This is a genomic window from Pseudomonas sp. UBA6310 (genome assembly GCF_002438225.1).
Classification (GTDB): Bacteria; Pseudomonadota; Gammaproteobacteria; order Pseudomonadales; family Pseudomonadaceae; genus Pseudomonas_O; species Pseudomonas_O kuykendallii.
Map to the genome: position 1 here is coordinate 39,471 of NZ_DJTK01000007.1, position 17,828 is coordinate 57,298.

Genomic DNA, 17,828 nt, shown 5'->3' on the forward strand with positions numbered 1-17,828 from the left:
TGGGTGCGGGGTTTTCTTTTTCAGGGCTCGACTGCCGCAGGGTGCGCCGCGCGCACCAGTGGGCATGCAGTGCGGTTGGTGCGCATGGCGCACCCTACGGGCGAGGGATGGGTCCATTCCGGAGCTCCGCCGTAGGGTGCGCCGCGCGCACCAGCGGGGCATGGGTGCGGTTGGTGCGCATGGCGCACCCTACGGGCGAAGGGCGGGTCCATTCCGGAGATCCGTCGCAGGGTGCGCCGCGCGCACCAGTGGGCATGCTGTGCGGTTGGTGTGCATGGCGCACCCTACGGGCGATGGGCGGGTCCACTCCGGGGTTCCGCCGCAGAGTGCGCCGCGCGCACCAGCGGGGCATGCGGTGCGGTTGGTGCGCATGGCGCACCCTACGGGCGAGGGGCGGGTCCACTCCGGGGTTCCGCCGTAGGGTGCGCCGCGCGCACCAGTGGGAGCATGCGGTGCGGTTGGTGCGCATGGCGCACCCTACGGGCGAAGGGCGGGTCCATTCCGGAGATCCGTCGCAGGGTGCGCCGCGCGCACCAGTGGGCATGCGGTGCGGTTGGTGCGCATGGCGCACCCTACGGGCGAAGGGCGGGTCCATTCCGGAGCTCCGCCGTAGGGTGCGCCGCGCGCACCAGCGGGGCATGCGGTGCAGTTGGTGCGCATGGCGCACCCTACGGGCGAGGGATGGGTCCATTCCGGGGTTCCGCCGCAGGGTGCGTCTCAAGCTGGCGGATCAGCCGCGCCGGGTTGCCGCCGACCAGCGTGAACGCCGGCACATCGCGGGTTACCACCGCGCCCGAGGCGATGATGGCGCCGTCGCCGATGCTGACACCGGGATTGATCACCGCGCGCCCGCCGATCCAGACGCCGTTGCCGATGGTCACCGGCCGCGCGCTTTCAAGGGTGGAGACGCGTTCGCCCATGTCCAGCGGATGGGTGCTGGTGTAGATGTGCACACCCGGTCCGATCAGGCAGTCGTCGCCGATGCGCACCGGCGCGGCGTCGAGGATCAGCAGGTCGAAATTGGCGTAGAAGCTCCGCCCGACATGGATGTTGAAGCCGTAGTCGAAGCGGAAGGTCGATTCGATGTAGGGCTCGCCCTGCGCTGAGCCGAGGATCCTGCCGAGCAGCTCGTGGCGCTCGGCGGAGTTTTCCGCGCTGGCGTTGAACGCGTGCATCAACACCCGCGCCGCGGCACGTGCGGCGACCAGCTCTGGGTCCCAGGGTTGGTAAAGCTCGCCAGCGAGCATTTTCTCGCGATTGCTGTTCATCGGTCCGCCTCGCTGCCTGTCGTCGATGCTCCCTTCGACTCCCGCGAGAGCGAGGATGCGCAGCGCTCCGATGAAATGCTCGGCGGACCTCAGATCAGCGCGAAGTGCACCGCCGCCTGCCAGCCCAGCGCGGCGAGCGCCAGTACGCTGGCACCCGTCAACGCCAGGCGTTGCTGGCCGAAACGCCGGTCATGGCCCGCCTGCAGGGCAAGCAACCGCTGCGAAAGGTCCAGCTCGAGCGCCTGCCGCGACTGGTCGAAGGACTCGCGCAATGACGCGGCCTGTTGCAGGGTCGCCGCTTCATGGGCACCGAGCTGTTCCTGCAGCGCCTGGGCGTGCGCCTGCTGACGCTGCTCCAGCGCCGCCTGCACGCGCGTCGCCTCGGCGGCCTGGCCGGCGAGCGTCCTGTCCTGCTCCTGCAGGCGGCGGTCGATATCGTCGCGCAGGCGCTGGCCGTCTTCGGCGAAGCGGGCGAACTCGTCCTTGTTGCGCTCGGCCTGCGCCTGCAAGGCATCGCTCAGCTGTCGCGCGTTTTCCGTCTGCCGTTGTTCGAGGTTGGCGAAGCCGACGCCCAGCTGGCTGACGCACTGCGCGCTGGCGACGCCCAGGTCGCGGGTCACCTCGTCGCGCAGCGCCCGATTGGCGGCGTCGATGCGCTGCTCGGCTTCCCTGACCTGCTTCACGCAGCCCACCAGTTGCTGCGCCTGCTCCTGGGTCAGCCCCTTGGCCTCCAGCAACCCCTGGTTGGCGGCGTTGATCGCTTGCTGCTGCTCGCCCAGTTGAACCTGCTGGTCGAGAATCCGCTGGTTCTGCGCTACCAGCTCGTCGGCCTGCTGCTTCAGCAGGTTCTGCTGTTGCAGGAGAAGTTTCTGCTGATCGCTGAGCACCTTGGAGATGGCCGTGTTGACCACCAGCAGTTGCGAGGATTTCTGCGTCAGTTGGCCGATCGAGGCGTTGAGGTCGAGCTGGGCTTCCTGAATCTTGTCGCTGCGGCCGTGGAACCAGTTGCCGACGAAGTTCCCGTCCTTCTTTTCCCCGCGCAGCCTGTTCAGGCGGTCGGCCTCGGACAGGACCTTTTCCTGATCGGCGCTCAGACCCTGGAGCAGCTCCTTGATGTTGCTCTCGCGGATGATCCGCTCGGGCACCTCGAGGCTGGAGAACGCCTGGACGATCTGCAGTTCCTGGGAGCCTTTCGTCGAGGTGCGGGTCTGGCTGGGCATGGTCTGGCGTCCTGCTACGGCATTGAGTGCGGAAAGAGAGTGGGGCTCAGAGGGTCTTGAGGAAGTCGTCAATGTCGGCCTGGCTCTCGTCGATGCGGCCGATCATCTGCCAGCTCCTTTCGACCTGGCCGCGGGTGCTCTCCAGCGCCTGCTCCAGACTGGCCAGGGTGGCGGCCGAGGCCAACCCGGCGGCGCCCAGGGCCGCGCCGGTCTGGCGGTTCAGCTCGATGGATTGCGTATAGAGCGCGACATTGCCCAGCGCGGCCTCGGACAGGCTCACCAGCTCGCCGGCGACGGCCTCGTGGCGGCCGGCGTTGGCGATCAGCTCGTCGAGCAGCTTCTCCTCGCGCGCATGACGGTCGAACCAGCAGTCGATCTGGTAGGCGAGGAAGGCCGAGAGCAGGCCGCTGAGGGTGCCGATCAGCACTGGCGTGAGCAGGTCGGCGAACGGTTTGAGGAAGGGCACGCTGGCCATGAACACCGCCACCGTCTCGCCGAGCAGGATGCCCACCGAACTGATGACCAGGGTGCCGAGCAGCTTGAGGCCTTCCTGCATCGCCTGCTCGCGGGTCATGTGCGCGGGCGGGAAGAGCATCATCTTCGCCGCCTTGAACAGGCCGAGCAGGCCCTCGCGGATCACCGTGACGAAGCGCTTGGCGGTGGACAGGAAGTTGTTCAGCAGGAAGGTCAGCAGGTTGCTGACGAAACCGCTGACGCCGCCCTCGATCATCTGCGAGAGCGCGGCGGGGACCTTCTTCACCACCTGCTCGGCGATGCGCAGCAGGCGCTGGCCGATCTCCTCCAGCAGGCTCTTGCCCACCTCGACGCCCTGCCGGATGAGCAGCTTGACCTCGTTGAACAGGCCGTTGACCAGTTCGGTCAGCAGCACGCCCAGCGCCTGGCGCGCGCCCATCAGCGCGGCCTGCTTGCCCCCGGTGGTGAACAGCTCGGTGGCCTGTTTCTTCAGCAACGCGTGGTTGGCGGTGCGGTCGACATGCTCGCGCGCGGTGGCGTACTTCTCATCCACCCGATCCTGTTCGGCACCGAACTTCTCGGCGTTGGTCTGGCCGTCCTTGCGTTCTGTGGCCGCCCATTCGGCGAGGTCCTCGTCGCCCTTGGAGCCGTTCAGCGGCTGGTTGGTGAGGGCCAGGTTATCGTCGGCGTTAACCATCTCGCGGATGCGGCTGACGTCGACACGGCCGTCCTCGCTCACCTGGCCCAGCGCCAGGTGCATCTTCGGGTCGTTGTGCACCTCGGAGATCGACACCACGTGATCCAGCTCGGCGCGGGCCTGGCTGCCGTTCTTCAGGTCCACCGTGCCGTCGGCGTGCACCGCCTCGCCGGTGTATTCGTCCTGACCGCGCTCGATCCGCTCGGTGCGCTTGTCATCCCAGGTCTTGCCGCCGGCGGTATCCGCCTTGGCCTGGGTGTCGACCTCGTATTCGGCACGCACCGACCTGTCGTATTCCTTGCGCGACTGGCCGTGCAGCGCCTTGTCCGAGTCGGTCGCCACGTAGTCGTCGTCTTCACGCGAGAAGTTGTGCAGCGTGGTGACGTTGCCGCCGTTGCGGTCGACGTCCTTGAACATCGCGGTGGACAGCCCGAAAGGCCCGATCACCTGCGACAGCACGTGTTGCTGGCAGTCATCGAAGAGCTTCTGCAGGCGTTGCTCGCGGGTCATGGTGGTGGGTTGCATGGCGTTTCCCTGCCTCGCTCAGACGGTCTTGCGGTGAATGAAGTCGCCGAACCAGGCGGCGAACGAAGGCGCCACCAGCACGCGCTGCGGCACGTCATGGAGCACCTCGATGACCTGCCCGACGCGGCCCTGCGCGGCCGGCACCATGTCCAGGCACAGGTAGTCGCCGCCGCCGTTGGAGGCGAACGGCACCCAGCCGCGTCGCCACCAGCCTTCGCGGATGCCGGCGTCCGGGCGGGCGACGCGGCCGTCGAAATCGCCGTCGTCGAGCAGCTCGGTCCAGGATGACCAGCTCATCGCGATGTGGCGGATCGGCAGGAACAGGTTGCCGTCGAACAACGCGCCCGCCTGGCCGCGCTGGCCGTCGTGGACCTTCAGGCAGTCGCTGAAGTCAGCAGGCAGGGCCACGCCCAGCACGCGCTCCAGTTCGCGCACGGCGGACTCGGAGGCCGGCGGGTTTAGGTCGGCCAGGCGCGCGGGATCATGGCCCGCCAGCCAGGTTTCGAGGCGTTTCCAGAGAACCCGCGTATCCATCGCTTCCGACATGGTTGCCGCTCGTGATCCGATGAGAGTCATTATTCAGGCGCCAGCTTTCCGGCGACTCTACGGGAACTCGATCCGTTCGCCAACCGCCCGGGCTCGCGCGCCTTTATGAATTCTTTACGCCGCGCCAGGCCTGCGCATCTCGTTCCTTTACGCCGCCGCTGCCGAGAATGGCGCCAGGCGGACGGTCCGCCGACAAGGAGCGAAATCCATGAGCATTCTCGACGGCGTGTCCCTGGCCCTGGCCACGGGGCTGTTCATCTACCTGCTGGTGGCGCTGCTGCGCGCCGAGCGGAGCTAGGCGCCATGCAGACCTCCGACTACTGGCAACTCATCGCCTTCTTCGTCCTGGTGCTGGCACCGGCACCCTGGCTCGGGCGCTACCTGTACCGGGCGATGGAGGGCGAGCGCACCCTGCTCAGCCCGCTGCTCGGCCCGCTGGAACGCGGCTGCTACCGGCTCTGCGGGCTCGAGCCCGGAGCGGCCCAGGACTGGAAGGGCTACGCGGCATCGCTGCTGGTCTTCAGCCTGGCGAGCCTCCTGCTGCTGTTCGCCATCCTGCTGTTCCAGGGAGTGCTGCCGCTCAATCCGCAGAAGCTGCCCGGCGTCGAGTGGAGCCTGGCGCTGAACACCGCGATCAGCTTCGTCAGCAACACTAACTGGCAGGCCTACAGCGGCGAGTCGACGCTCAGCTACTTCAGCCAGATGCTCGGTCTCGGCGTGCAGAACTTCATCAGCCCCGCGGTGGGCTTGGCCGTGCTGGCGGTGTTCTGCCGCGGTATCGCCCGGCGCTCGACACGGGAGATCGGCAACTTCTGGGTCGACCTGACCCGTGCCACGCTCTACGGCCTGCTGCCGCTCTGCCTGCTGCTGGCGCTGCTGCTGGTCTGGCAGGGCGTGCCGCAGACCTTCCAGCCCTACGTCGACGCGCTGACCCTGCAAGGCCAGCCGCAGAGCATTCCCCTCGGCCTGGCGGCCAGCCAGATCGCCATCAAGCAGTTGGGCACCAATGGCGGCGGCTTCTTCGGCGTCAACTCGGCGCACCCGTTCGAGAACCCGACGGCCTGGAGCAACCTGTTCGAGGTGGTTTCGATCTTGCTGATCCCGGCGGCGCTGCTGTTCACCTTCGGCCACTACGTCAGGGACCTGCGCCAGAGCCGTGCGCTGCTGGCGAGCATGCTGATCGTCTTCGTCATCGGCCTGGGCCTGACGCTGTACGCGGAGTACCAGCCGAACCCGCTGCTGGCGGGCCTGCCGATCGAGCAGGCCGGCTCGCTGGAAGGCAAGGAAAGCCGCTTCGGCATCACCGCCTCGAGCCTCTGGGCGGTGACCACCACGGCCGCCTCGAACGGCTCGGTGAATACCATGCACGACAGCTTCAGCGCGCTCGGCTCGCTGATGCCGCTGTTCAACATGATGCTCGGCGAGGTGATCTTCGGCGGCGTCGGTGCCGGCCTCTACGGCATGCTGCTGTTCGTCCTGATCGCCGTGTTCCTCGCCGGGCTGATGATCGGCCGTACCCCGGAATACCTCGGCAAGAAACTGGAGGCCCGCGAAGTCCGTTTGCTGGTGGCGACCCTGCTGGTGATGCCGGTCGGCGTGCTGGTGTTCGGCGCACTCGCCGCCAGCCTGCCCGGCCCGCTGGCATCGGTGAGCACTCCCGGTCCGCACGGCTTCAGCCAGATCCTCTACGCCTACACCTCGGCCAGCGCCAACAACGGCTCGGCCTTCGCCGGCTTCGGCGCCAACACCGTCTACCACAACCTGATGCTCGGCCTGGCCATGCTTCTTGGGCGCTTCGGCTACCTCCTGCCGGTGCTGGCGATCGCCGGCAGCCTGGCGCAGAAGAAGCGCGCGCCACTGGGCAGCGACAGCTTCCCGACCCACGGCCCGCTGTTCGTCACCCTGCTGACCCTGACCATCCTGCTGGTCGGCGGCCTGACCTTCCTCCCGGCACTGGCCCTCGGCCCGCTCGCCGAACACCTCAGCCTGCTGGGCCAATAAGGAGCCGACATGACTGGCAACTCGCAGAATCCGGCGCTGGCCGGCGCCCCCCAACAGGCCCGCACGCGCTTCGCCGCCCTCTGGCGACCGGCGCTGGTGCAGGCGTTCGTCAAGCTCGATCCGCGGCAGTTGCTGCGCTCGCCGGTGATGCTGGTGGTCGAGCTGACTGCCGTGGTCACCAGCCTGCTGTGCCTGGTCCCGGCGCAGGGCGTGAGCACCGGCCTGGCGCTGCAGATCGCGCTCTGGCTGTGGTTCACTGTGCTCTTCGCCAACTTCGCCGAGGCGCTCGCCGAAGGTCGCGGCAAGGCCCGCGCCGACAGCCTCAAGGCCGGTGGCGAAGGCCTGCGCGCGCGCCGCCGGAATGCCGACGGCAGCTTCGCCGACGTCGCCGCCAGCAGCCTGCGGCGTGGCGACCTGGTGCGCGTCGAGGCCGGCGAACTGATTCCCGGCGACGGCGAGATCGTCGAAGGCATCGGTGCGGTGAACGAGGCGGCGATCACCGGCGAATCGGCGCCGGTGATCCGCGAGTCCGGCGGCGACCGCTCGGCGGTGACCGGCAACACGCGGCTGGTATCGGACTGGCTGCTGGTGCGCATCAGCGCCAACCCCGGCGAGTCGACCCTGGACCGGATGATCGCCCTGGTGGAAGGCGCCAGGCGGCAGAAGACGCCCAACGAAGTGGCGCTGGACATCCTGCTGATCGGCCTGACGCTGATCTTCCTGCTGGTGGTCGCCACCCTGCAGCCGTTCGCCCGCTTCGCCGGCGGCGACCTGCCACTGGTGTACCTGGTGGCGCTGCTGGTGACGCTGATCCCGACCACCATCGGTGGCCTGCTCTCGGCCATCGGCATCGCCGGCATGGACCGCCTGGTGCGCCTCAACGTGATCGCCAAATCCGGTCGCGCGGTCGAGGCGGCCGGCGACGTGCACGTGCTGCTGCTCGACAAGACCGGCACCATCACCTTCGGCAACCGCCGCTGCAGCGCGCTGTTCGCCGCGCCCGGCGTCAGCGCCATGGCCCTGGCCGAAGGCGCGCTGCTGGCCTCGCTGGCCGACGACACGCCGGAAGGCAAATCCATCGTCGACTACCTGCGCGCGCTGCATCCGCTGCAGGAGCCGCCGCGCAGCGCGGTGACCCCGGTGCCGTTCAGCGCAGAGACGCGGCTCTCCGGGATCGACTGGAACGGCCGGGTGTTGCGCAAGGGCGCGGTGGACTCGGTGCTGGACTTCCTCGGCCGCGACCGCGCTGGCCTCGCGCCCGCGCTGGCCCGCGAGATCGACAGCATCGCGCAGAGTGGCGGCACGCCGCTGCTGGTCTGCGCCGACGGCGAGCTGTTGGGCGCCGTGCACCTCAAGGACGTGGTCAAGCCGGGAATCCGCCAGCGCTTCGCCGAGCTGCGCACGCTGGGCATCCGCACCGTGATGGTGACCGGCGACAACCCGCTGACCGCCGCCGCCATCGCCGCCGAAGCCGGGGTCGACGACGTCATCGCCGAGGCCACGCCGGAAAAGAAACTGCAGCGCATCCGCCAGGAGCAGGCCGAGGGCAAGATGGTCGCGATGTGCGGCGACGGCGCCAATGACGCGCCGGCGCTGGCCCAGGCCGACGTCGGCATGGCGATGAACGACGGCACCCAGGCCGCGCGCGAGGCAGCCAACCTGGTCGACCTGGACTCGGACCCGACCAAGCTGCTCGACGTGGTGCGGGTCGGCAAGGAACTGCTGGTCACCCGCGGCGCGCTGACCACCTTCTCGGTGGCCAACGACGTGGCCAAGTACTTCGCCATCCTGCCGGCGTTGTTCAGCGGCCTCTATCCGCAGCTCGGTCTGCTCAACCTGATGCAGCTGCACAGCCCACAGAGCGCGATCCTCTCGGCCATCGTGTTCAACGCACTGATCATCGTCGCGCTGATCCCCCTGGCCCTGCGCGGGGTGCGCGTGCAGGCCGCCGACGCGGCCAGCCTGCTGCGGCGCAACCTGCTGATCTACGGGCTCGGCGGGCTGGTCGCGCCGTTCCTCGGGATCAAGGCGCTCGACCTGCTGCTGGTCGCCGCGGGGCTGGCATGACGCGAACGCAGGTTGGCCTGAGCGTAGCGAGGCGCCGGTGATGGGTGTCGCGGCGCTCGATCCCTCCTACGACGCTGGTGTAAGGCTTTTACCCCCTCTGCCTCTGGGAGAGGGAGTCGTCAATGAATCCGGAGAACCCCATGCTCACGCACATCCGCCCCGCCGTTACCCTGCTGGCGCTGCTGACCCTGATCACCGGCGTCGCCTATCCGCTGGCCGTCACCGCCGTCGCGCAGCTGGCGTTTCCCGAGCAGGCCAACGGCAGCCTGATCCGCGACGCCGCCGGCGACGTGCGCGGCAGCCGTCTGCTGGCGCAGCCCTTCGACGGCGCCGAATGGTTCCAGCCACGCCCTTCGGCCGGCGCCTTCGCCACCGTTGCCAGCGCCGCCAGCAACCTCTCGGCGAGCAACCCGGCGCTGCGCCAGCGCATCGCCGCCGACGCCGCGCGGCTGCACGGCGAAGCGCCCGGCGCCGTACCGATGGCCCTGGTCACCACCTCGGGCAGCGGCCTGGACCCGCACCTGCCGCCGGACGCGGTGCGTTTCCAGATACCCCGCGTGGCCGCCGCCCGCGGGCTCGCCGTGGCCGACCTGGAACGCCTGCTGGAGCGCCACATCGAGCGCCCGCTGGTCGGTCCCGAGGTGGTCAATGTGCTGGCCCTGAACCGGGCACTGAACGACAATCGCTGACCCGTTCCGAGAGCCCGCCATGAGCGATACCGACCGCGCCGACGCCCTGCTCGCCGACCTTCCCGGCGGCGGACGCGGCCGGCTGAAGGTCTTCCTCGGTGCCGCGCCCGGCGTCGGCAAGACCTTCGCCATGCTGCAGGCGGCGCAGGCGCAACGGCGCCAGGGCGTCGCGCTGCGCGCCGGGATCGTCGAGAGCCACGGCCGCGCGGAGACCGAGGCGTTGCTCGCCGGCCTGCCGCAGCAGCCGCTGCGGCGCCTCGACTACCGCGGCCTGAAACTGGCGGAACTCGACCTCGACGGCCTCCTGGCGGCGCGGCCGAAGCTGGTGCTGGTGGACGAGCTGGCGCACAGCAACGCGCCGGGCAGCCGCCACGCCAAGCGCTGGCAGGACGTGCTGGAGCTGCTCGACGCCGGCATCGACGTCTACACCACGGTCAACGTGCAGCACCTGGAGAGCCTCAACGACCAGGTCCGCGACATCACCGGGGTACAGGTGCGCGAAACGGTGCCGGACTGGCTGCTGCAGGACGCCGACGAAATCCTCCTGATCGATCTGCCGCCGCGCGAGCTGCTCGAGCGCCTGCGCGACGGCAAGGTCTACGTGCCGGAACAGGCACGCGCGGCGATCGATGCGTTCTTCTCGCAGACCAACCTCACCGCCCTGCGCGAGCTGGCGATGCACACCGCCGCCGCGCGGGTCGACGCCGACCTCGACCGCCGCTACCGCCAGCAGGGCCAGGAAGCCCCGGCGCTGCGCGGCCGGCTGCTGGTGGGGATCGCCGGCGACGAGCAGGCGCAGCGCCTGGTGCGCCATGCCAGCCGGGTCGCCGAGCGCCGCCACCTGCCCTGGAGCGCGCTGCACATCGACACCGGCAAGCCCGCCAGCGAGACCGCGCGCGCGGCGCTGCAGGCGGCGCAGCAACTGGCCGAACGGCTCGGCGGCGAAGTCGTGCTGTTGCGCGCCGACGACGTGCCGCGCGCGCTGCTCGACCACGCCCGCGAGCGCCGTGCCAGCCTGCTGCTGGTCGGCCATCGCGGGCAGCGCCGGCGCTGGCGGCGCGGTCTCGCCGAACGCCTGTTGCAGGGCGCCGGCACGCTGGAGGTCAGCGTGCTCGGCAGCGAATCCGCACCGCCGCGGGCGCCCCGCACGCGGCCGGGCTGGCGAGGTCGCGACTACCTGCTGGCGATGGGTGCCGCGCTGGCCGCCACGGCGCTGTCGCTGGGCGTCTCGCGGGTGCTGGAGCTGCCGAACATCTCCCTGGTGTTCCTCGCCGCGGTGCTGCTGGTGGCGGTACGCAGCAGCCTGTGGCCGGCATTGGCCTGCGCCGGGTTGTCGTTCCTCGCCTACGACTTCCTGTTCATCCAGCCGACCCTATCGCTGAGCATCCGCCGCGAAGAGGACGTGCTGACCCTGCTGTTCTTCCTGCTCATGGCCGGCCTCACCGGCGACCTCGCCAGCCGCCAGCGCCGCCAGTTGCAGGCGCTGCGCCGGACCCAGGCGGAGACCGGCGAACTGCTGGAGCTGTCGCGCCGGCTGACCGCCGCCACCGATCGCCAGGCCGTGCTGAGCGCCGCCGCCCAGCAGTTCGCCCAGCACCCGGACGTCGCCATTTGCCTGCTCGGGCGCGACGCCGACGGGAAGTGGCAGGCGCCAGCGGGGGAACATCCGCCGCTCGCCGAACAGGAACGCGCCGCCGCCGACTGGGCCTGGAGGCACGAGCAACCGGCCGGGCTGGGCACCGGCACGCTGCCCAGCGGGCGCTGGTGGTGGCTGCCGCTGAGCGGCGACGGCCAACCGCTCGCGCTGCTCGGCATCGCCCCCCACGACGGCCAGCCGCTGAGCGCCGAACAGCGCCGCCTGTACGCCGCCCTCGGCCAGCCGCTGGCGCAGGCGCTGGCGCGCGCGCAACTGGCGAGCGACCTGGAAGCCGCGCGCCTGCATGGCGAAACCGAGCAACTGCGCAGCGCGCTGCTGGCTTCGGTTTCCCACGACCTGCGCACCCCGCTGACGGCCATGCGCGGCTCCATCGACAGCCTGCTGGCGCTGGGCGAACGGATTTCCCCGGCGGATCGCCGCGAACTGCTCGAAGGCACCCGCGACGAGGCCGAGCGGCTCGACCGCTACATCCAGAACCTGCTGGACATGACCCGCCTCGGCCATGGCGGGCTGAAGCTGATACGCGACTGGGTGGCGCCCGCCGACATCCTCGCCAGCGCGCTGCAGCGCCTACGCCCGGTGCTCGCGCCCTTGCGGGTGGAACTCGAGGTGGCCGAGGACCTGCCGCTGCTGTTCGTCCACGCCGCATTGATCGAGCAGGCGCTGGTCAACGTGCTGGAGAACGCCGCGCGCTTCTCGCCGGCGGGCGCGCGGCTGCGCATCGGCCTGGACGCCGACGAAGGCGAGCTGCGCTTCGCCGTGGCCGACCAGGGACCGGGCATTCCCGTGCAGGAGCGCGACAAGGTGTTCGACATGTTCTATACCGCCAGCCGCGGCGATCGCGGCGGCCAGGGCACCGGGCTGGGCTTGTCGATCTGCCTGGGCATGGTCGGCGCGCACGGTGGTAGGGTGAGCATCGGCGACGGCCTCGAAGGGCGCGGCGCCTGCTTCACCCTGCACCTGCCGGTGCACCCGCAACCGCCGCTGGAGGACGAGTGACGCCGATGTCGAGCAGCATCCTGATCGTCGAGGACGAAGCGCAGATCCGCCGATTCCTGCGCATCGCCCTGAGCGCGCAGGGCTACCGGGTGCTCGAGGCGACGAACGGCACCGACGGGCTGGCCCAGGCCGCGCTGGCGCGCCCGGACCTGATGGTGCTCGACCTCGGCCTGCCGGACATGGACGGCCATGAGGTGCTTCGCGACCTGCGCCAGTGGTCGCGGATGCCGGTGCTGGTGCTCTCGGTGCGCGCCAGCGAGGGCGAGAAGGTGCTCGCCCTGGATGGCGGCGCCAACGACTACGTGACCAAGCCGTTCGGTATCCAGGAATTCCTCGCCCGCGTGCGCGTGCTGCTGCGCCTGGCCGACGGCCCGCGCGGCGAGCCGAGCCTGGACAATGGCCCGCTGCATATCGATTTCGCCGACCGCCGGGTGACCCTGGACGGCGCCGAGGTGGCGCTGACCCGCAAGGAATTCGCCGTGCTGGCGCTGCTCGCCCGGCACCTCGGGCGGATGGTGACGCAGCAGCAACTGCTCAAGGACATCTGGGGCCCGACCCACGTCGAGGACAGCCACTACCTGCGCGTGGTGGTCGGCCACCTGCGACAGAAACTCGGCGACGCGCCGACCCGGCCGCGCTTCATCGTCACCGAACCCGGCGTCGGCTATCGCCTGATCGAACTACCGGCGGCCGCGCCGCCCGAGGAGACCCCATGAGCCCGCGCCTCACCGCCCTGCTGGGCATCGAGCACCCGATCATCCAGGCGCCGATGGCCGGCGTTTCCACGCCCCGCCTGGCGGCGGCGGTGTCCGAGGCCGGTGGGCTGGGCTCGCTGGGCGTGGGCGCCAACACCGCGCAGCAGACACGAACGCTGATCGGCGAAACCCGCGCGCTGACCGCACGGCCGTTCAACGTCAACCTGTTCTGCCATCAGCCCGCGCAGCCCGACGCCGCGCGCGAGGCGGCCTGGCTGGACTACCTGCGGCCGCTGTTCGCCGAGTTCGACGCCGCGCCGCCGGCCACGCTGGGCGAGATCTACACCAGCTTCCTGGTCGATGCGCCGATGCTCGAGGTGCTGCTGGACGAGCGTCCGGCGGTGGTGAGCTTCCACTTCGGCCTGCCCCCGGCGGCGATCATCGGCGCGCTGAAGGACGCCGGCATCCGCCTGCTGGCCTGCGTCACCACGCCGGCGGAAGCGACGCTGGCCGAGGCCGCGGGGGTCGATGCGCTGGTCGCCCAGGGTGTCGAGGCCGGCGGCCATCGCGGGGTTTTCGACCCGCAGCGCGGCGACGACGGGATCGGCACCCTGGCGCTGGTGCGCCTGCTGGCGCGGCAGAGCCGCCTGCCGCTGATCGCCGCCGGCGGCATCATGGACGGCGCCGGCATCGCCGCCGCGCTGGCGCTGGGCGCCGACGCGGTGCAGATGGGCACCGCGTTCATCCTCTGCCCGGAATCCGCGGCCAACCCGGCCTACCGCGCCGCGTTGCAGGGCGAGCGCGCCGCCCGCACGCGGATCACCGCGACGCTGTCCGGACGCCCGGCGCGCGGCCTGCCCAATCGCCTGTATCGGGACGCCGATGCCAGGCCCACGCTGCCCGACTACCCGATCGCCTACGACGCCGCCAAGGCGCTGCATGCCGCGGCCAGCGCCCGCGGCAATCACGATTTCGCCGCGCAGTGGGCCGGCCAGGGCGCGCCGCTGGCGCGGACACTGCCGGCCGCCGAGCTGATGCGGGTGCTGGTGGAGGAGCTGGAGGCGGCGCGCCTCAGCGCTTGCGCAACCAGCTGAGGAAGCCGGCCTTGTGCACCGCCACCGGTTTCTGCAGCAACAGCGACTGGCTGGCCTGCTGGCGGAAATGGTGCAGCCGCGTCATCGCCTCGGCGACCTCGCCTCCTGCCTCCAGGCAGGTCTGGATGTGCGCCTTGTCGATCCGGTAGAGCACGCAGGCGGTCAGCGCGGCGAAGCGCGCCTGCGAGGGCTGGCCGGAGATCAGGCTCTCCTCGCCCATGATCTCGCCCGGCCCCATGCGCCCTGCCTCGATCAGCCTCGCGCCATCGGAGACCGACACCTCGATCACCCCCGAACCGATTATCAGCAGGTCCTCGGTGAGGGCGCCGAGGGCGATCACCTCTTCGCCGGCGGCATGGTCCTGGCGCATCAGGTGGCCGCTCAGCTCGTCCTTCTGCGGCCCGCTCAGGGTGCGGAAGATCTTCACGTCGTCGAGCAGCGCACGGGCGCGGGAGATTTCCCGTGGCGCCTGCGCCGGGGCATCCTCGCGCAGCACCGCGGAGGCCTCCAGGTGACGGTAGGCGAGGTCGTAGAGCTGGTTGCGCACCGCGGCCTTCTTCGCCATCGCATCGACGAAGCCGGTGAGTTCGTACTCGACGCTGTCGATGCCGGAGCTCTTGATGCCGACGCTGGGCCTGGGCGTCGACAGCAGCTCGCTGCAGCCCTGCAGCGCGCGCTCGAGGGCGTCGAGCGCCTTGCGCGGGCGCACCAGGCGCGGCAGCTCCAGGCGGATCGACACGCCATGCACGTCGCGCGGGCGGCTCAGGTTGAGGATCTTGGCCTTGGCCGCCACCGAGTTGGGCACCACCGCCGTGCTGCCCTGGGCGGTGAGCAGGTGGGTGGAACGCCAGTCGATCTCCACCACCTTGCCTTCGATGCCGTCGATGGAAATCCAGTCGTCCAGCTGATAGGGCTTGGTGGTGTTCAGCACGATCCCGGAAAACACGTCGCCCAGGGTGCTCTGCAACGCCAGGCCGACGATGATCGCCACCGCGCCGGACGTGGCCAGCAGGCCGCGCACCGGCAGCTCCATGACGTAGGCCGCGGCGGCGACGATGGCGACCAGGAAGATGATCGCGCCAAGCACATCCTGCACCAGGCGCCCGGTGTGCCCGCCGCGCGGCATCAGCAGCGGGCCGATGACCACCGTGAGGGTGCGCGCGCAGAACAGCCACCAGACGATTTCCAGCACGATGGCGAGCAGGTGCAGCGGAACGTCGTCGGCCCAGGGCGCGGCCTGCAGCGGGCTAAGGCCGGCCTCGAAGATCAGCAGGCTGTAGAGCAGAAAGATGCCCAGTCGCGCGGCGATCTTCCACGGCTTGTGGCGCTCGTCGACCAGTTGCCAGGCGAGCAGGTCGATGGCCAGCAGGAGCACGGCGCTGATCAGGGGATGGGCGGAGAGGATCGGCAGCATCGCGGCTTCGCTGAGCGGGAAGAGGGATCATTTATAACCGCAATCCGGCGGAAAAGATCGCCCCGCCGCGGGCGCCGCTCAGAGGGTGCGCGGGGCGACCGCCAGGCGGCGCTGGCGACGCTTGTCCAGTGACATCCAGGCCGGCGTCTCGTACAGCCACTTGATGCCCATGGCCTCGAGGATCTTCGCGGCGATCACCGGCAGCACCAGGCCGATCACGCAGCCGGCGAGGATATGCACGGCGACGCTGTCGATGCCGAAGAACTTGCTGAGAATCACGCGGATGCCGCTGCCGGCGAGGATGTGCATCAGGTAGATCGGCATCGACAGCGCACCGAGGGTCAGCACCCAGCCGAGCGGTTTGCGCGCCAGCACCATGCAGGCGCTGACGACGAACAGGATGGCGGTCATCGCCACCACCAGCGAGATCACTCCGCGGTCTTCGTAGCGCAGGCCGAGCACGCCGTGGAAGACGTATTCCACCACCACGAAGGCCACCCCGCTGAGCGCCGCGACGAGGCCGGCGCGGCTCTCGATGTGCCCGCGAATGCTGTTGAACCAGACGCCGAAGGCGAAGAACACGAAGTTCTGCGCGATGAAGTTGAAGACGAAGAAGTTCGGCCCGCGGTTCTGGAAGATGTAGATCACCGCGCCCGCCACCAGCAGCGGCAGGAACATCGCGCTGCGCCGGTAGAGCAGCACGCTCAGGGTGAAGATCAGGAACAGCGCATAGAGGAACCAGAACTGCGCGCGCGGGGCCCACAGCAGCGAGAACACCTTGGCCAGGCTGACATCGCCGTTGGTGTAGTTGGACAGCAGCGCCTCGATGCAACCCTGCAGGATCGACCACAGCACGAAGGGGTAGAACACCGTGTCGATCTTGCTGAGGAACACCCCGTTGGCACCGCGGTTGCTCATCGAGTGCCAGAAGAACAACCCGGAAAGGAAGAAGAACAGCGGCATGTGGAAGCTGTAGATGACGCTATCCACCAGCTTGTGCAGAAAGATGTGGTCTTCGATGATCCCGGCCGCCAGCAACCCGCGCACGACGTGGCCATACACGACCAGAACGATGCCGATGGCTTTGCCGTAGTCCACCCAGAGGTTGCGATTGTTCATGAACATCCTTTTCTCGAAAGCCCGTGGAGGTCTCATAACCAGGGCGAAGCGGGATAGGCGCATCGCCGGACGACGGGCGACGCACTCACTCTGCGATCACTCCTGGCCACGGGAGGCCGACTGCCCGGCATTCGTCTCTGCCGAACGGCATCCTTTCAGGAGGTTTCTTCTCGCAACCCGGCTATAGGGCCCAACTTGGAGCGCAAAAAGGTCCGCCGGTTCCGGACGCGGCGACGATCCGGACGAACGTAGCTGTCCGGATACACCGCGCCGAAACCGCCAGTGGGCAGGGGTCTCAGGATTTCTTCGGGCCGATCGCCTCGCAGCCGCCGCTGCCGAGATACTTCTGCAGCACCGGCCATTGCGGCCGGTCCTTGCCGTCCAGCGGCTCGATGGACATGTGGTAGTTGCGCCCCCACGAAGGCCCGGCGGCCCAGTAGGTCACCGGGATGCAGTTCTGCTGCAGGTAGCTCAGCAGGTTGTCCATGATCGGCAGCCAGCGTGGATCGTTGTTGGGCACGCCGAATTCGCCGAGGTGGCCACGCTTGCCGTGCTGGCGCAGCCACTCGACGAAGGGCTCGACGCGCTTGACCACCACCATCGGGTCGTAGTTGTCCGGCATCGCCTGCTTGTACAGCCCGCTGCTGTCCTTGTCGGCGTAGATGTGCGCGGAGAACACCAGGTTGTCCGCCGGGTCGACCAGCTTCAGCAGGTCGTCGTTGAGCCCCGGCCAGCGCTGCGCCGACGACCAGCTGCGGCCTTCGACGTAGATCGTCTTGGTCTTGTCGTACTTGCGCACGCCGTCGATGCCGGCCTGGGCGACATCGAACCAATAGCGCTCGGCGTCGCCGTAGGGCTCGTTCATCAGGTCGTAGGCGTACAGCGTGTCGTCTTTCGACCAGCGCTCGGCGATGCGCTCCATCAGATCCTGGTAGGCCTTGATCGGCACATCGGCGTCGCCAATGATCTTGCCGTAGTAGCGCCCGTAGTTGTGCACGTCGAGCATCACGCGGATGCCGTTGGCCTTGGCGTCCTCAAGGGTCTTGTCGATGCGCGCCGCGTAGTCGCGGTCGAAGTCACCGAACTGCTGCGGCTGCAGGCGCTCCCAGACGATCGAGAAGCGAATCCAGGTGATGCCGCGTTCCTTCCACTGGACGAAATAGTCCGGCGGCGGGAAGAAATAGTTGGTGCCGTGCTTGCCCGGCAGCGTGCCCGGCGAAAAGCCGGCGCCGGCGACGTTGATGCCGACCAGCTGCGGAGGCGCCTCCTGGGCCTGGGCGGCGCTCGCCAGCAAGGTCGCGAACAGCAGCGCACAGAGTTTGCCCCACAGGGTCGAAGCGCTATTCATAGGCTGATCTCCAGT

At 69.3% G+C, this 17,828-nt stretch carries 14 protein-coding genes; 7 read left to right on the forward strand and 7 right to left on the reverse strand.

Annotation, left to right across the window (positions count from 1 at the left end):
- Window positions 1-668 precede the first annotated feature (668 nt).
- From B3E91_RS01260 to B3E91_RS01275, 4 genes are all read right to left on the reverse strand, one after another.
- Window positions 669-1,268 (reverse strand): sugar O-acetyltransferase, encoded by a 600-nt coding sequence (locus tag B3E91_RS01260; RefSeq protein ID WP_287028029.1) that lies wholly within the window; start codon window positions 1,266-1,268, stop codon window positions 669-671.
- Between the two features lie 89 nt (window positions 1,269-1,357).
- The gene (locus B3E91_RS01265) at window positions 1,358-2,488 is read right to left on the reverse strand and encodes a hypothetical protein (RefSeq protein ID WP_287028031.1); all 1,131 of its coding nucleotides are present in this window, start codon (window positions 2,486-2,488) and stop codon (window positions 1,358-1,360) included.
- A 46-nt stretch (window positions 2,489-2,534) separates the two neighbouring features.
- Window positions 2,535-4,184 (reverse strand): hypothetical protein, encoded by a 1,650-nt coding sequence (locus B3E91_RS01270; RefSeq protein WP_287028032.1) that lies wholly within the window; start codon window positions 4,182-4,184, stop codon window positions 2,535-2,537.
- 18 nt (window positions 4,185-4,202) lie between these two features.
- The gene (locus B3E91_RS01275; protein ID WP_287028033.1) at window positions 4,203-4,730 is read right to left on the reverse strand and encodes an SMI1/KNR4 family protein; all 528 of its coding nucleotides are present in this window, start codon (window positions 4,728-4,730) and stop codon (window positions 4,203-4,205) included.
- A 208-nt stretch (window positions 4,731-4,938) separates the two neighbouring features.
- Between B3E91_RS01275 and B3E91_RS01280 the strand changes: the two genes are divergently transcribed.
- From B3E91_RS01280 to B3E91_RS01310, 7 genes are all read left to right on the forward strand, one after another.
- The gene (locus tag B3E91_RS01280; RefSeq protein ID WP_273233715.1) at window positions 4,939-5,028 is read left to right on the forward strand and encodes a K(+)-transporting ATPase subunit F; all 90 of its coding nucleotides are present in this window, start codon (window positions 4,939-4,941) and stop codon (window positions 5,026-5,028) included.
- A gap of 5 nt (window positions 5,029-5,033) precedes the next feature.
- Window positions 5,034-6,731, forward strand: a complete 1,698-nt coding sequence (gene kdpA / locus B3E91_RS01285; protein WP_287028034.1) for a potassium-transporting ATPase subunit KdpA — start codon at window positions 5,034-5,036, stop codon at window positions 6,729-6,731.
- Window positions 6,732-6,740: 9 nt separating this feature from the next.
- Window positions 6,741-8,798 (forward strand): potassium-transporting ATPase subunit KdpB, encoded by a 2,058-nt coding sequence (kdpB, locus tag B3E91_RS01290; protein ID WP_287028035.1) that lies wholly within the window; start codon window positions 6,741-6,743, stop codon window positions 8,796-8,798.
- A gap of 140 nt (window positions 8,799-8,938) precedes the next feature.
- Window positions 8,939-9,487, forward strand: a complete 549-nt coding sequence (gene kdpC, locus B3E91_RS01295) for a potassium-transporting ATPase subunit KdpC (protein ID WP_287028036.1) — start codon at window positions 8,939-8,941, stop codon at window positions 9,485-9,487.
- A 19-nt stretch (window positions 9,488-9,506) separates the two neighbouring features.
- Entirely contained in the window at window positions 9,507-12,143 is a 2,637-nt protein-coding gene (locus tag B3E91_RS01300) for a sensor histidine kinase (RefSeq protein WP_287028037.1), read from the forward strand.
- Window positions 12,144-12,148: 5 nt separating this feature from the next.
- On the forward strand, window positions 12,149-12,859 hold the full coding sequence (locus B3E91_RS01305; RefSeq protein ID WP_376747769.1) for a response regulator: 711 nt from the start codon (window positions 12,149-12,151) through the stop codon (window positions 12,857-12,859).
- The gene (locus B3E91_RS01310; protein WP_287028039.1) at window positions 12,856-13,932 is read left to right on the forward strand and encodes an NAD(P)H-dependent flavin oxidoreductase; all 1,077 of its coding nucleotides are present in this window, start codon (window positions 12,856-12,858) and stop codon (window positions 13,930-13,932) included. Before B3E91_RS01305 ends, B3E91_RS01310 begins: the two co-directional genes overlap by 4 nt.
- Here B3E91_RS01310 and B3E91_RS01315 read toward each other — a convergent pair.
- The 3 genes from B3E91_RS01315 to B3E91_RS01325 form a co-directional block, all read right to left on the reverse strand.
- The gene (locus B3E91_RS01315; RefSeq protein WP_287028040.1) at window positions 13,910-15,346 is read right to left on the reverse strand and encodes a mechanosensitive ion channel family protein; all 1,437 of its coding nucleotides are present in this window, start codon (window positions 15,344-15,346) and stop codon (window positions 13,910-13,912) included. The genes B3E91_RS01310 and B3E91_RS01315 overlap by 23 nt on opposite strands.
- A 78-nt stretch (window positions 15,347-15,424) precedes the next feature.
- Window positions 15,425-16,465: an acyltransferase family protein gene (locus tag B3E91_RS01320; RefSeq protein WP_287028041.1), complete on the reverse strand. Its 1,041-nt coding sequence runs from the start codon at window positions 16,463-16,465 to the stop codon at window positions 15,425-15,427.
- 295 nt (window positions 16,466-16,760) lie between these two features.
- Complete coding sequence (locus tag B3E91_RS01325; RefSeq protein WP_287028042.1) at window positions 16,761-17,813, reverse strand: glycoside hydrolase family 5 protein; 1,053 nt, start codon at window positions 17,811-17,813, stop codon at window positions 16,761-16,763.
- Between the last annotated feature and the right edge of the window lie 15 nt (window positions 17,814-17,828).